At 63.5% G+C, this 14912-nt stretch carries 12 protein-coding genes; 3 read left to right on the top strand and 9 right to left on the bottom strand.

The window, feature by feature from the left end:
- The first annotated feature begins 354 nt into the window (after positions 1-354).
- Positions 355-2064: a 2-isopropylmalate synthase gene (leuA, locus tag FKV68_RS15050; protein WP_180938603.1), complete on the top strand. Its 1710-nt coding sequence runs from the start codon at positions 355-357 to the stop codon at positions 2062-2064.
- Between the two features lie 131 nt (positions 2065-2195).
- Here leuA and FKV68_RS15045 read toward each other — a convergent pair whose 3' ends face one another.
- From FKV68_RS15045 to FKV68_RS15030, 4 genes are all read right to left on the bottom strand, one after another.
- Positions 2196-3023 carry an anti-sigma factor family protein gene (locus FKV68_RS15045; RefSeq protein ID WP_180938602.1) on the bottom strand — a complete coding sequence of 276 codons (828 nt, stop codon included), beginning with the start codon at positions 3021-3023 and terminating at the stop codon, positions 2196-2198.
- 3 nt (positions 3024-3026) lie between these two features.
- The gene (locus FKV68_RS15040; RefSeq protein WP_180938601.1) at positions 3027-3545 is read right to left on the bottom strand and encodes an RNA polymerase sigma factor; all 519 of its coding nucleotides are present in this window, start codon (positions 3543-3545) and stop codon (positions 3027-3029) included.
- Positions 3546-3766: 221 nt separating this feature from the next.
- Entirely contained in the window at positions 3767-4312 is a 546-nt protein-coding gene (locus FKV68_RS15035; RefSeq protein ID WP_180938600.1) for a tetratricopeptide repeat protein, read from the bottom strand.
- Between the two features lie 163 nt (positions 4313-4475).
- On the bottom strand, positions 4476-5378 hold the full coding sequence (locus FKV68_RS15030; protein WP_180938599.1) for a metallophosphoesterase family protein: 903 nt from the start codon (positions 5376-5378) through the stop codon (positions 4476-4478).
- 112 nt (positions 5379-5490) lie between these two features.
- On the opposite strand from FKV68_RS15030, the gene FKV68_RS15025 reads away from it, so the two are divergent.
- The gene (locus tag FKV68_RS15025; RefSeq protein ID WP_180941518.1) at positions 5491-5958 is read left to right on the top strand and encodes an NUDIX domain-containing protein; all 468 of its coding nucleotides are present in this window, start codon (positions 5491-5493) and stop codon (positions 5956-5958) included.
- Positions 5959-5961: 3 nt separating this feature from the next.
- Here FKV68_RS15025 and FKV68_RS15020 read toward each other — a convergent pair whose 3' ends face one another.
- Entirely contained in the window at positions 5962-6993 is a 1032-nt protein-coding gene (locus FKV68_RS15020) for a glutathione S-transferase family protein (protein ID WP_180938598.1), read from the bottom strand.
- Positions 6994-7251: 258 nt separating this feature from the next.
- Between FKV68_RS15020 and FKV68_RS15015 the strand changes: the two genes are divergently transcribed.
- Positions 7252-7812, top strand: a complete 561-nt coding sequence (locus tag FKV68_RS15015; protein ID WP_180938597.1) for a GNAT family N-acetyltransferase — start codon at positions 7252-7254, stop codon at positions 7810-7812.
- An 87-nt stretch (positions 7813-7899) separates the two neighbouring features.
- On the opposite strand, the gene FKV68_RS15010 is transcribed toward FKV68_RS15015, so the two are convergent.
- The 4 genes from FKV68_RS15010 to FKV68_RS14995 are packed head-to-tail and all read right to left on the bottom strand — an operon-like array spanning position 7900 to position 14736.
- Positions 7900-9969 (bottom strand): hypothetical protein, encoded by a 2070-nt coding sequence (locus FKV68_RS15010; RefSeq protein ID WP_180938596.1) that lies wholly within the window; start codon positions 9967-9969, stop codon positions 7900-7902.
- A gap of 10 nt (positions 9970-9979) precedes the next feature.
- Positions 9980-12802, bottom strand: coding sequence for a DUF4159 domain-containing protein (locus FKV68_RS15005; RefSeq protein ID WP_180938595.1), 2823 nt, complete (start codon positions 12800-12802; stop codon positions 9980-9982).
- Positions 12799-13719: a DUF58 domain-containing protein gene (locus FKV68_RS15000; RefSeq protein WP_180938594.1), complete on the bottom strand. Its 921-nt coding sequence runs from the start codon at positions 13717-13719 to the stop codon at positions 12799-12801. The genes FKV68_RS15005 and FKV68_RS15000 overlap by 4 nt, the downstream gene beginning before the upstream one ends.
- 3 nt (positions 13720-13722) lie before the next feature.
- Positions 13723-14736 carry an AAA family ATPase gene (locus FKV68_RS14995; protein ID WP_180938593.1) on the bottom strand — a complete coding sequence of 338 codons (1014 nt, stop codon included), beginning with the start codon at positions 14734-14736 and terminating at the stop codon, positions 13723-13725.
- Positions 14737-14912: the final 176 nt, after the last annotated feature.

The following is a 14912-nucleotide window of genomic DNA, read 5'->3' as shown; positions in this document are numbered from 1 at the left end:
CCGCTTCGGCGCGATATTGACGCCGTCGCCCTTGCCCTGTTTCGGCAGGCCGTGTATAGGCTTTCGCATGACCAGCGCGAACGCACATAAGATCGCAGCGATCTTCCCCGGACACGATGACAATCGTGCGCCGTCCCGTGCGCTTGCATCGCTTCTTCTTCTCGGCCTTATTCGCGGTTGCCGGGTTCGCTGAGGAGCGCCCGGCGGCCGAAAAGCCTAGCCGGCAGATGCTCCTCGAATCCCAAGAGAGCTGAAACAAAAGGCGCGGCCCACGCGGCATTAGGCATCGCAATGACTTCGATGATCGGCTATTGCATGCGGCAAGCCACGCTCCAGTGACGAAGAGAAGCTGCAATGATTCTGAAATCGCATTCCATTAAGTCCGGTATGCCCGACGCGGCGGTGAAATATCAACCTTACCCGCAGATCGCGCTGCAGGACCGTACCTGGCCATCCAAGACCATCACGCAAGCTCCGATCTGGTGCTCGGTGGATCTGCGCGACGGCAACCAGGCGCTCGTCGACCCGATGGGGCACGACCGCAAGGCGCGGATGTTCCACCTGCTGGTCGACATGGGCTTCAAGGAAATCGAGATAGGCTTCCCCTCCGCCTCGCAGACGGACTTCGACTTCGCCCGCTGGTGCGTGGAGGAGGGCAACGTCCCTGACGACGTCTCGCTGCAGGTGCTGGTGCAATGCCGGCCGGAACTGATCGCCCGCACGTTCGAGGCGCTCCGCGGCGCCCATAAGCCGATCGTTCATTTCTACAACTCGACCAGCGAGTTGCAGCGCCGCGTGGTGTTCGGCAAGGACGTCGTCGGCATCAAGCAGATCGCGACCGATGCCGCCAAGATGATCACCGACATGGCGGCGAAGGCCGGCGGCGGTTACCGCTTCGAATATTCGCCGGAAAGCTTCACCGGCACCGAGCTCGAAGTGGCGCTGGAGATCTGCAACGCCGTCACCGAAATCGTCAGGCCGACGGCGGACAACAAGCTGATCATCAATCTGCCCTCGACCGTCGAGATGGCGACGCCGAACATCTATGCCGACCAGATCGAGTGGATGTGCCGCAACCTCGACAACCGCGAGAACCTGATCATCTCGCTGCATCCGCACAACGACCGCGGCACCGGTATTGCCGCCACCGAGCTGGGCTTGATGGCAGGCGCCGACCGCGTCGAGGGAACGCTCTTCGGCAACGGCGAGCGCACCGGTAACGTCGATGTGGTGACGCTGGCCTTGAACATGTTCACGCAAGGGGTGGACCCGGGGCTCGACTGCTCGGACATCGAGCGGATCAAGGAAGTCTACGAATATTCGAACCAGATGGTCATTCCCGAGCGCCACCCTTACGTCGGCGAACTCGTCTACACGGCTTTCTCCGGATCGCACCAGGACGCGATCAACAAGGGCATGAAGGCGATCAAGCAGGCCAACAAGCCGCTCTGGGAGGTGCCATACCTGCCGATCGATCCGCGCGACGTTGGCCGCAGCTACGAGGCGATCATCCGGATCAATTCCCAGTCCGGCAAAGGTGGCATCGCCTATATCCTGCAGGAAGACTACGGCATCAACCTGCCGCGCAACCTGCAGGTCGAGTTCCGCGAGGACATCCAGCGCATCACCGACGAAGAGGGCAAGGAGCTTCCGTCGAAGCGCATCCATGCCCGTTTCCTCGAGCGATACGTCGAGCAGCCCAGCGCGCGGCTGAAATTCGTCGACCACCACACCTATCCGGTCGGCGAGCACAAGGGCCTGCGCGTCGTTGCCGCGGAAATCACCGACAAGGGCGAGACCAAGCGGATCGAAGGCAAGGGCACCGGCCCGATCGACGGCTTCATCAACGCGTTGTCGATCTATCTCGGCATCGAGCTTTCGGTGGCCGACTATTCGGAGCACTCGCTGCAGCATGGTTCGAATGCCGCGGCCATTGCCTATGTCGAGGTCGAGCATCCAGGCGGCACGCTGTTCGGCGTTGGCATCAATACCAACATCGTCGCTGCCTCGCTGGAAGCGATTGTCTCGGCGGCCAACCGGGTGCTGGAGATGAAGGCGGTATAAGGACCGCCAACATCAAGCTATGCAGAAAAGCCGCGCCGGTTCTTCGAGCCGCGCGGCTTTTTCTTATGTTGCCGGGCAGGGGTTCCCCTGACCCTGCGATGCACCCTGGCGCGCAGATCGTTCCGGTTCGATCAGATGCTCGCCGCTACGGCTTCGGCGAGTTCGCGGAGCGCGGCATCCGCGGACGGGCCGACCAGCACCAGGGATGCATCGTCTTTCTGCCAGGAGACCAGCCCGAGGTTGTCGCGGATATCTTCGCGGAACTGATCCGCTTGTGGCTTGTCACCACCCTTGAGGAAGCAGATCGCATAGATGTCGCCTTCGCGATCGCGGTAGACGAGCTGACCGACGGGCTTGCCGTCAACCACCAACAGTCTTGCACCCTCGAAGGTCAGGCCCTTGCTTGCGAGATCCGGGGTCTTGAAGCCGACGCCGACGCTGGAGGCGAGCCAGGTCTCGATCTTAGGCCCATCCGACGCAGGCGCCTCGACGAGGTGGTCCTTCTGCCGGGAGTAGATGCGGTGATAGTCGGCGATCTCATCGATCCACGGGCGCGCAGAGGCGGCGCTTTCGGGCTCCGCGACGTAATGCGCGCTGCCGGCGAGGAAGCCCGCGGCACCGCCGACAAGCAATAGCGCCATGGCTGCAGCGAGCGCCCGCGGCCAGACGCGAACCGTCCGCGCCGGCAGGTTCGCCGTCGCGACGCGCTCGGATCGCGGATTGATGCCGGGTCCCTGCTTGATCTGGCGCACCAGCGCCAGCGGCACCGGGTCATGGAGAAAGTCCTCGAAGGCCTTGTTGCCAAACGCGCTGCCGGCCTTCAACTTCTCGAGCATGACCTTGGCGTCGTCGTCACGGGCCAGCAAAGCATCGAGCTCGGCTCTCTCGGCGTCGCCGAGCTCGCCGTCGATATAGGCGGACAACCGAACTTCAAGCGCTTGACCTGTCGTCTGCTGCAATGGTCAGGCCCTCCTTTCGGTATTCTCAGACAGCATGGCGGCGAGCCGCAGGCGGGCGGTGGACAGCCTGCTCATCACGGTACCGATCGGAACCCCGAGGATATCTGCGGTCTCGCGGTAGCTGTGACCTTCGACGTTGATGAGCAGGAAAACGCTGGCAAGGCCTTCCGGCATGGACAGGATCATCCTCTGCAACTGATTGGCATAGACCGCTTTTTCGGCAACAGCCTCCACGCGCAGCTCATTCTGGTCAAAAATGTCGACGGCTCCGCCGCCGGCGCGGACCTTGCGCTTGCGGACTTCATCGACCCAGAGATTGCGTGTCATGGCATAGACCCAGCTCTCCAGCCGGCCTTCCCCGTTCCACAGGTGGCTGCGTGCGATGGCCCGCTCGCAAGCCTCCTGAACGAGGTCATCGGCATCATTGGCGTTGCGCGTCAGCGTCAGCGCAAAGCGGCGCAATTTGGGCAGCAGGCTGACCAAATCCCGTCTGAAGTCTTTCGTCTCTGCCGCTGGGCGCATTGCTCTTCCAATGAGACGTACCGGATCGGGCATCTATTCGCGGTGCGAAATGCACTACCCAATGATATGAAACATTTGATCCGAAGTCTGCAAGGGAAGAGCCGGAACGGAAACAGGTTTTTGCGTTCCGGCGTCAGTTTCCCGTTGCCTCGCGCCCCGGAGCCGGTGGCGGAGAAGGCTGTGCTGCTCGACGTGCAGTGCCGGTCGTCTCCGACCGCCTCTCAGTAATGATGACGGAGGCCGCCGAGGGACTGAAGCAGAGCCCTGTACGCCCAGGTGTTTTCGCCGCCACGATCACGAATTTCGACGAGCTGCACCTTGGCCTCCTCGATCCGGCCTTGCTCGACCAAGGCCTGGCCGAGATAGGACCGGGCGAGGATGTAGTTCTCGTCGGCCTGAAGCGCGCGTTTGTAATATTGCATGCCGAGTTCCATGCGCCCGGCCTTGCGGTTGGCGTAGCCGAGATAGTTGAGCACGCGGGCACTGCGTTGGTCGCTTACGGCTTCGAGCACCTTGATCGCATTGTCGTACTGGCCGGCATAGGCAAGCTCGCGCGCGGCTTCGAACAGGACGTCGTCGCCGAGACCGCTTTTCTTCGCGTTGACGCACTGGCCCTTGCGCGTATCCCAGATCTTGCCGTTCTTGCATTGGGTGCTTGTCTTGGTCTTGCGCGGCGGTTCGCTGGTGTCGCCGACGGCCATGGCCGACTGCCCCGCGATCGAAGCCATGAATGCAGCAAGGACAAAGAAGGTCGTCTTCCTGAACATCGTGCCTGTCTCCCTCGAACATCGCAACGCACCGCCGGCAACCCGAACGACGCGTCGCGCCGGCTGCCGAACCCGAACCGCATTATGACGCACGGGCGTGGCAAAATATTCGGCGAGCGCGGAATTTTCCTGCAAGGCTGTCGACGTTGCGGGCAGACGAACCCTAGAAAAGAGTGGTTTCGGCGAGTTCGACGCCGGTCGCGTCGGCATTGAGCGTGTAGCGCTCGCGGCTGAGTTGCCAGTTGCCGGGCTCGCCCGCTATCGAGAAGAGATTGTACGCGGCGGCCGGCTTGCTGCCCCCCGGCCCCTGCGACGCCGAGGCAATGCCGACGACCGGGACCGGCGCGGTCTGTCCCTTGAGGTAATAAACCGTGTTGAGGTGAGTGTGGCCATGCAGCACCAGTTCGGCGCCCCCGGACGAGATGGTCGCAGCAAAACGGCGAATGCCGATCATGCGCTTGTGCATCGAGGTCGCGCCACGGATGGGCGGATGATGGATCAGCACGACCCGGAAGAGACCAGCCTCGCCCGCGGCCTGCAGCAGGTCGACGGTCGCACGCGCCTGTCGCTGGCCGAAGTAGCCGCTCGCGGCGAAGGGCGGCGTGGCCACTGCGGTCGAGCAGCCGATGATTGCCACCGGGCCGCGCACGCGCACATAGGGAAAACAATGATGGTCTCGGATCCAGCCGAGCGGACCCTCGTCGCTGCGCATATAGGGGTACCAGGCGCGTGTCGTCTTTTCGTAGGCACCCGGAACATAGGCGTCGTGGTTGCCCGGCACTACCGAGATATCCTTGGCGTCGCCCGCCTCCGCAAGCCACGCGGTCACGGCCGCGATCTCCAGGGAAGAGGCGAGATTCACGAGGTCGCCGGTGATCGCCAGATGGTCCGGCTTGCGCCTTTGGATATCCGCCATCAGGCTATCCAATGTGCCGGCGAAAAGATGGCGCGCTCTGTTCCTGTGCCAGTTGACGAAACCGGTTATCCGCTTCGAGGCAAGTTCCCTCAGGGACAGATCTGGCAGAGGTCCGAGATGAACGTCCGAAATATGCGCAAGTTTGAACATCGCCCCCGTCTAGCGCATATTCCATCAGAGTGGAATCACTAGATTGTAACGATTTCGGGTGAAAAGCCGCCGCTACGAGGAGACGTGGTTGAAGCAGCAGCGACCGGCGGAAATGCGTAACTGGCGAATTCGCCTGCTGACGCGGTTCGCACATGCCTATTTTGCGATCTCGCGCGGCATGACGCTTGGCGTGCGCGCCGCCTGCTTCGACGAAGAAGGGCGGATCTTCCTCGTCAGGCATTCCTATCTTCCGGGCTGGCATCTGCCGGGCGGCGGGCTCGACCGCCATGAGACGGCGGTGCAGGGGCTCGCCCGCGAACTTAGGGAAGAAGGCAATTTGGAACTCACGTCACCGCCGTCGCTGGTGCAGGTCTACTATAACCGGGGCACCAGCAAGCGCGATCACGTCATCTTCTTTCGTTGCGACAACGTCCGCCAGCAACAGCCGAAGGTCCCCGACCTGGAGATAGCTGCGGCCGGATTCTTTGCGCTCGACGAACTGCCCGAGGACACGACCGGCGCGACACGCCGGCGGATTGCGGAGCTTGCGGGAACGGAGGCGCCGGACACGTTCTGGTGAGCATCAATGGGTGCCGATCGCAACGCGCCTCGTAGTCTCGTTTGAACGTGCTGTGTGGTCGAGGCGATCGCGACCGTGCGGCGTCGTAAGGTCAACCACCGGGCCCACTGGCACGACACCCGTCGGGTTGATCATGGTGTGGCTGCGATAGTAGTGCTCCTTGATATGGCGCATGTTCACGGTGTCGGCGACACCCGGGACCTGGTAGAGGTCGCGCAGGTACGCGTAGAGGTTCGGATAGTCGGCAATGCGCCGAATATTGCATTTGAAGTGGCCGACATAGACCGGGTCGAACCGCACCAGTGTCGTGAACAGGCGCCAGTCGGCCTCGGTGATCCGATCTCCCATAAGATAACGCCGCGAGGCGAGGCGGCCTTCCAACTCGTCCAACATGGCGAACAGAGCCGTGACGCTCTCGTCATAGGCTTGCTGGCTGGTAGCGAAGCCGGCCTTGTAGACGCCGTTGTTTACCGCGTCATAGACGCGGGCGTTGAGCCCGTCGATTTCGCCACGCAGGTCCGTGGGGCAGAAATCTTCGGTCGAGCCGGTAAGATGATCGAAGGCCGAATTGAACATGCGGATGATTTCGGCCGATTCATTCGAGACGATGGTGTTCTTCTTCTTGTCCCAAAGCACGGGCACCGTCACGCGGCCGGAATAGTTGGGGTCGGCGCGCGCATAAATCTGCCAAAGCGCGTCGGAACCGAAGAGATGGTCCACGGTGCCGCCGTTTACGCCCTTGAACTCCCAACCGCTGGACAGCATCAGGGGATCAACGATCGAGACCGGAATGATGTCCTCAAGCTTCTTGAGCTTGCGGAAGATCAGCGTGCGATGCGCCCAGGGACAGGCAAGCGAGACATAGAGATGGTAGCGGTCCGGCTCGGCCGCGAACCCGCCCTGGCCGGAGGGCCCAGGCGATTCGTCGGCGGTGATCCAGTTGCGAAACTGCGACCCGCTGCGCTTGAAATGGCCCTTCGTCGCCTTGGTGTCGTACCAGACGTCCTGCCAGACTCCGTTGACCAGCCTGCCCATGCATGAGCTCCTTCGCGTTTTCTCTTACCCTTGATAAATAACGCAGCAGCGGGGCGGTGATAGGTATCAAATTCTGAACACTGCGTTTTGGGCTTTGACGGGCGGCAATTTTCTGCTATCGCGATCAGGCAAATTTCATGTTCGGAACGATCGTAACCATGATCCTGTCGGGAAGCCTGCGACGACGCTGATGCTGCCAACGCCCTTTCGGGGCGCGCCATCTCTATTGTCCGCTCGCATGCCTGGTTCTCGATATCCATGAAAAAGCACGACATCGTCTATCTGACTGAAGACGCTTCACACGACGCAGCCATCGAAATCATCAACGAAGAAGCCTTTGGCCCCGGGCGTTTCGTGCGCGCCGCCGCTCGCATTCGCGAGCAGGGTCCGCATGACCGTTCGCTATCCTTCATCTGCGCCGACGATGGCGAGACGATCGCCTCCGTGCGGATGACGCCGATCATAGCCGGGTCGGTGAGGGGGCATCTGCTCGGTCCGCTGGCGGTGCGACCTTCGCACAAGAACCGGGGCATCGGCCGCGAGCTCGTGCGGATTGCCGTCGAAGCTGCGCGGCGGAAGGGCTCCGAGGCAGTGATCCTCGTCGGCGATCCGCCCTATTACCAGCCGCTCGGTTTCGAGAAGGTGCATTACGGAGCACTTGAATTTCCAGGGCCTGTCGACCCGGCGAGGGTTCTGGTGGTGCCGATGGCTGCGGATGTCCACGCGCGGCTCAGCGGCGTGATCTGCTGGCGGGACGACAGCGTTGCCTCGGTGGCCGAACACGCCGTCGAAGCCCAGGCCGAGGGTGCCGCCGCCTGATTTGAAGCGCTTCTATGATGGTGCCCACTCAGCCTTGGCGTGAAAAACAGGGATCTCGCGTGCGTCTGAAAAGACGCACGCCGCCAGTCACCGGCCCTCGCGATACCACATGGACGAGATCAGGAAGAGCAGGGCGGCGAGCCCGAAGAGACCGCCGAACAGGGACAGGGAGTTGATGCCCTTCAGCACCGTCTCGTCGGTCATGCGCAGCGAGAGGCGTTCGTCGTCGGCCACCCGCACCGCGCCACGCACCGGTAGGATCGAGGGGAGATCGACCGGGCCGTCGGCATCCGCCAGCCGGCGTACGAGACCCTTGGTTTTTTCCGCCCAGGGACGGAGCTTTTCTTCCGTGGAGATTGCCGCCTTGAATTCCGGCGCATCGACATTGCCGACATGGACGAGCGTCGTCAGCTCGTCATTGGCCACTTCGAAGAGGCCGGTCTCCGTCGTTTTGACTTCCGCCTTGTAGAGGCCTGGTTCGCGCTCGGTCAGAGTGATCTCGTCGGTCTTGCCCGACGGATACGTAAGCGTCGCCTGCCCGGGGTCGCCTTCGATCGTCTGCCTGGTAATTTCCAACGTACGCCCGGAGGCGCGCGCCGTCAGGGCCTCCTCTTCGAGCGCCGGTTCCTGCATCAGCCAGTGGGCCGTGCGCCGGTAGAGCGAAACATGCGGTCCGCCCCCCTCATAACCGCGTGCCCACAGCCAGCCCTGATCGGACAAAAGCATCGCGACACGCCCCTTGCCGACGCGGTTGAGAACGAGCAACGGCTTTCCGTCGGCCGCTTCCATCACCGTCTGCCCGAGCGGACGGTCCACGTCGACGGTGCGGAACCACCGGCCCCAGCCCGGCGGCTCGCTCGACGAGCCCTCAAGGCCGCGTGTGACGGGATGCTTCTTTCCCTCCTCCGAGAGGCGGGGGAAGAAGGCCTTTTCATTCATGACGCCGGTGGGGGTCGCGGGCAGAACCGCCGAAAGCGGCGTGGCGGCGATCGAGTCGTCCCCGGCGTGTTCGGGGCCCGCGGCGATCAGCAAGGCACCGCCGTTCTGCACATATTGCGCGATGTTGTCGTAGTAGAGGATCGGCAGCACGCCGCGATGCTGGTAACGGTCGAAGATGATCAGATCGAACTCGCTGATCTTGTCGACGAAGAGTTCGCGTGTCGGAAAGGCGATCAGCGAAAGTTCGTTGATCGGGGTGCCATCCTGTTTCTCCGGGGGACGCAGAATGGTGAAATGGACGAGATCGACCGCTGCGTCGGATTTCAGAAGGTTGCGCCAGGCGCGCTCGCCCGCATGCGGCTCGCCGGAAACGAGAAGCACGCGCAGGTTCTCGCGAATGCCGTCGAGGACGTGGACGGCGCGGTTGTTGACCTCCGTCACTTCGCCGGCGACGGGGTTCACCGCGAATTCGAGGATGTTGTTGCCACCGCGCGGCACGGTGAAGCTGAAGGGCACGTCGGTGCCCGGCTCGGCATGCTCGGTCGCGATCTCATTGCCGTTAAGGCGGATCGTCACTTCGGCGCCACCGCCGGGAGCGGCGCCGTCGTCGACGACGCGGAAGGTCATCTTCTGCTGTTCGCCGACGATGCCGAAGCGCGGTGCGCTGACGATTTCGATACGCCGATCGAATTCATCCGGCTTGCCGGTGATCAGGCCATGGATCGGCGCGTCGAAGCCGAGCTTCTGATTGACGGCGGGAACGTCGTGAATTTGTCCGTCGGTGATGAAGATCGCGCCGCCGACCCGCGCCGGTGGCACGTCGGCAAGCGCTGTCGACAATGCGCCGAAGAGCTTCGTCGAAGGCGCCTCGGTTTCGGCGCTGTCCGCGGCCTCGACGATGCGGGTCTCTATCTGCGGAAAGCGGGAGAGGCGATCCTTGAGGCCGGCGAGCGCCCTGTCGGTCTGCTCGCGGCGATTGCCATTGTTCTGACTCTGGCTGCGGTCGACGACGACGGCAACGATGGTCGAAAGCGGCTCGCGCTCCTCCTGGAAAATCGACGGATTGCTGATTGCCAGGCAGAACGCGGCCAGCGCCGCCGTTCTCAACCAGGCGCCGCGAACGCCACGCCAAAGGCCGAGCGCTGCGAGCGCGACCGCCGCAAGGGTCAGCGCCGCGAGATAAGGCCAGGGAAGAAATGGTGCAAAGTCGACGGTCATCGAACGGTCCTCACTGACCGAGCCGCTCGAGCAGGGCAGGCACGTGCACCTGGTCGGCCTTGTAGTTGCCGGTCAGCATATACATCATGATGTTGACGCCAGAGCGGAAGGCGTATTCGCGCTGCATCTCGTCCGGCGGAACCGTCGGCAAGAGCGCAACGCCATTGGTATCCACGGCCCAGGCACCGGCAAAGTCGTTGCCGGTGATCATGATCGGCGTGACGCCATCTCCGGACCGGGCCGGGCGGTCGCTTGGCTCTTCGTGGTTGTCGAGTTGCGCCTCGATCCAGAGAGGACTGCCGGTGTAGCGGCCCGGAAAATTCGTCAACAGATAGAAGGCCTTGGTCAGCACATGGTCGGCCGGAACGGGCTCCAGCGGCGGAATGTCGAGATTGGCCAAAATCGCCTGCAGTCGTTCGCTGTTCGGGCTTGTTCCATTCGACGAGGCACCCAATGAGGAGAACTGGTCGCGCGTGTCGAAGAGCACGGTGCCGCCTGCGCGCATATAGGCGTCGATGCGGCTTACAGCCTGCGGGCTCGGCATCGGCGCATTGGCGGAGATCGGCCAGTAGATGATCGGATAGAAGCTGAGTTCGTCCTTGGATATGTCAAGCCCGACGGGTGCACCCGGCTCGAGCGTCGTGCGATAGGTCAGGAAATCGGTGAGTCCCGTGAGACCGCGTTCGGAGAGACGATCGACGTCGTCTTCTCCGGTGACGACATAGGCGAGGTGGGTCGTATCGAGGTGTTCGAGGATGCGTTGGTCATCCGGGCGCGCGTCATCTGCAAGTGCCTGCGGCGGCATGAGTAGCGGCATGAGTACAAGGGTGCCGCACAGGATGAAGAGCATTGTGGCCGCGGTCCTGACCATGCGGACCCGCGAAAAGGCTCCGCCCATGAAGAGAACGACGACGGCGTCTGCCAGGAGCAGGAGCAGCGCCAGCGTCAAGAGAGCAGGCTTCAGCGACCAGCTTTCCTCGCCGGTCAGCCGCTCCGAGCTGTGCGGGCCTGCCGCCACCATGTCGATCCGCTTGAGTTCCGCGTCGCGCGGGAGCAGGTTCAACGCCGTGAAACCGTCTTCGGAACCGTAGAGCCCCGGCGGGTTTTCCGGAGTCGCAAGCGGCGCCTTGCCGGGAGCGACGTCGAGCGGCCGCGCACTGCCGGTTTCAGCGACGAGGACGCCGTCGGCGTTCAGCAGCCGGTAGGGCGCCAGCGTCTGTGCCTGTGTCTTGCCTTCGCTCGCGACGCCGCCGCTGCGCGAGAGCTGCACACTACGACGAAGCATTTCGACGAAATGGCCGGAAATCGGCAGATTCGACCAGGTTGCCTCGGCGCTGACGTGGAAGAGGATGATGCGTCCCGACCCCTGGGCAGCCGTCGTCACCAGGGGTGTTCCGTCCGCAAGATTTGCCCAGGTCCGCTCGGGCAGGTCAGCCGTGGGTTCGGCCAGGACCTGCCGCTTGACGAGAATGTCGGTGGGACGAGGCATGCCGGCAAAGGGGCCGTTGGCGGGATAATCGGCGAGCGGCTGTGGCTCCGACCAGGAAAGTGCGCCGCCAAGCGCCCGCTCGCCCTGCCTCAACGTAACGGGCACGAGCGGGTCGTCGGCCGGTGCCGCCGCAAGACGCGGCCCGGCAAAGCGGATCAGCGTGCCGCCATTGTCGATCCACTTCTTCATGAGCGGGTACATCTCTTCCGGCAAGCGGCCGATATCGGCCATGATAAGGACCGAAGGCCGTTGTTGCAGAAGTTCCGGAATTGCAACGGCAAGGTCGGTCTCGCGCGGTTCGATGAGATCGGCGTAGGGAGCCAGCGCCCGGTTGATGTAATAGAGCGGCGACAGCAGAGGCTGGGAAAGATCGCGAGCCTCGCCGCTCAGGAGAGCGACACGGCGGCGGCGGAAACCATCGTCGAGCAGGTGGACAGCGCCGGCGGTCGCGGCCCCTTCGATGCCGATGCGGGCGAAATCGTTGCGCAGTTCGAAAGGCGCGGCGATCGTGCCCTTCGCAACCGCTTCACCGGGCGCGAAGTCGATCGCGCCGTCGGCGATGGCGCGGCCACGCGTGTCATACGCGATGATCGACACCGAACGGCGATCATCGGTTTTCAACCGGCTCGCCGTGACCGACATGCCAGCGTTTTCGTTGCTGCTGTTGGTGAGCGCTATCGCTTGACTGCCATCGGCCTCGATCATCCGGAGGTTCGCGGCGCCCATTCCGGCAAGCGCCTCCATCGTCTTGCCGTCCGCCGCTTCGATGCCGTCCGTGACGAAGGCAAGCGTGCCGGGCGCGGCGTCCTTGAAAGCCGTCCGCATGGCAGCCATCGCGGAGCGGCGATCGGCCGGGAGCGGTTCGGGTGATGCGGCAGCCAGACGGTTGCGCGCCGATGCCGCCGATCCCGGCGTGGCATTGTGCTGCCGATCGCCGGTGAAGACGATCGAGACCGCAAGGTCTCTCGCCTCGGCGTCATCGATCAGCGCCGAGGCAGCCTCGACCCGCCGCTCCCAATCGGGCGCGGTCGCCCAGCTGTTGTCGATCAAGAGCGCGAGCGGGCCGGAAGAAGCGAGCGTGTTGCTGCGCGGATTGAAGACGGGATCGGCGATCGCGAAAATGACGGCGGCCGCCATCAGCATCCTGAGAAGCGTCAGCCACCAGGGGCTCTTCGACGGGGTCTCTTCGCGCTTCAGAACCGAGGCGAGGATGCGCAGCGGCGGAAAGACCTCGGCCGCCGGTCGCGGTGGTGTCATCCGCAAAAGCCACCAGATCACCGGCAGCGCGACAAGTGCTGCCAGCATGGCGGGATTGGCGAAGACGAAGGAAAGGCCGCCGATCATAGCAGACCTCCATGCGTTGCCCGTCCAGGCATTCCGGACAGATACATGTGCACGGCAACCAGCGCCTCGGACGCGGGGCGGTCGGTCCTATGCGGAATGAAGGTCCAGCCGAGATGCCTGAGGCTCGAGCCCAGGCTGTCGCGGCGGGCAAGATAGGCGCGCTGATAATCCTCCTGCAGAACCTCGGCGCGTCCGGCGGTCAGCTTTTCGCCGGTTTCCGGGTCGGTGAATTCGGTCCGTCCGGCATAGGGGAAGACCTCCTCCGCAGGATCGGCGATCTCCACCATATGCCCGCGGAAGCCGCGACGTGCGAGCGGGGCAAGACGATCCATCACCTTGTCGGCGGGGTCGAGGAAGTCGCCGATCAGCACCAGATCGCTGGCGTTGCGGATCATGCTGGTATCGGGCAGGCCCTCCGCAAGCGAGCTCAGCATGATCGCGGTTGCCAGTCGTTCGGCGGCGTTGCGCGCCGAGACCGGCTCCATGACGCCGGGGCAGCCGATCCGTTCGCCGGAACGCGCGAGAATTTCGGCAAGCGCCAGCATCAGCACGAGTGCACGGCTTTCCTTGGAGACGGCGCCGAGCGTCGACTTGTACATCATCGAGGGGGAAAGGTCGGCCCAAAGCCAGATCGTATGGGCCGCCTCCCATTCGCGGTCTCGGACATAGGTATGGTCGTCGCGGGCGGAGCGACGCCAGTCGATCCGCGACAGGCTTTCGCCCTCGCTGTAGGGGCGGAATTGCCAGAAATTTTCGCCGATACCGCGCTTGCGCCGGCCATGCCAGCCGGAGATCACCGTGTTGGCGATCCTGCGCGCTTCGACAAGGCAGTCGGGAACGAGCATTGCGCGCTGTTGAGCGCGCGACAGGACTTCGCCGGAGGGGGTACGCGCGACTATGTGCCCGATGGAGGCCATGCATTAACCCTTGGCTCGGTTCACCAGGCCAGCGATGACGTCGCGGACGGTCATGCCTTCGGCACGGGCGGCGAAGGTGAGCGCCATGCGGTGCTGCAGCACGGGTTCGGCAAGAGCCAGGATGTCGTCGGCGGAAGGCGCCAGGCGGCCGTCATAGAGGGCGCGCGCACGGGCGCACAGCATCAGGGCCTGGCCTGCACGCGGACCTGGGCCCCAGGCGACAGTCTTGTCGGTGGTCGAGTTGCCGTTTCCGGGGCGGGCAGAGCGCACGAGCGAGAGGATGGCGTCTACTACCTTCTCGCCGACCGGCATCTGGCGGATCAGACTCTGGATCTGCAGCAGGCGCTGGGCGTCGATCACCGGTCGCGCTTCGGCTTCAGCGACGCCGGTCGTCTCCAGAAGGATTTGCCGTTCCGCGGCAAGCTCGGGGTAGCCGACGTCGACTTGCATCAGGAAACGGTCGAGCTGCGCCTCCGGCAGGGGGTAGGTTCCCTCCTGCTCGAGCGGATTCTGGGTCGCGAGCACATGGAACGGCTGCGGCAGGTCCTTGCGGACGCCGGCAACGGTGATGTGATACTCCTGCATGGCCTGCAACAGCGCCGACTGCGTGCGCGGCGAGGCGCGGTTGATCTCGTCCGCCATCAGCAGTTGGGTAAAAATTGGACCGGGGACGAAACGAAACGACCGATAGCCCGCGGCATCCTGGTCCATCACTTCGGAGCCCAGAATGTCGGAAGGCATCAAGTCGGGCGTGAACTGGATACGGCTGTTGTCGAGCCCGAGAACGGTACCGAGCGTGGCGACGAGTTTGGTCTTGGCAAGACCCGGTACGCCGACGAGCAGCGCGTGGCCGCCGGACAGCACGGCGAGCAGCGTCTGTTCGACCACGCTTTCCTGGCCGAAGATCACCTTGCCGACCTCGGCGCGGATGAGCGCGATCTCACCCAGTGCGGCTTCCGCGGCAGCGACGATTGCCTTTTCGTCGGCCGCACCGGTCGCGCTTTTCATTACACTCATCGCAATTCTCCCAGATCGTCGCTGCTGAACCGAATCGCCATTGCCTAATATTCAGTCCTTATTTTTCAATTTAGACCCTGGCGGACGGCTGACAAGCCGCCGCCAACGCACTATGTCGTGAGCTTGCAGGACGCTCGCCGTGCATCCCGCATGCTCGTCGATGCGGACGGAATGCC

The sequence above is a fragment of the Sinorhizobium mexicanum genome, from assembly GCF_013488225.1.
Lineage (GTDB): Bacteria > Pseudomonadota > Alphaproteobacteria > Rhizobiales > Rhizobiaceae > Sinorhizobium > Sinorhizobium mexicanum.
This window is presented reverse-complemented; position numbering and strand designations above follow the sequence as displayed.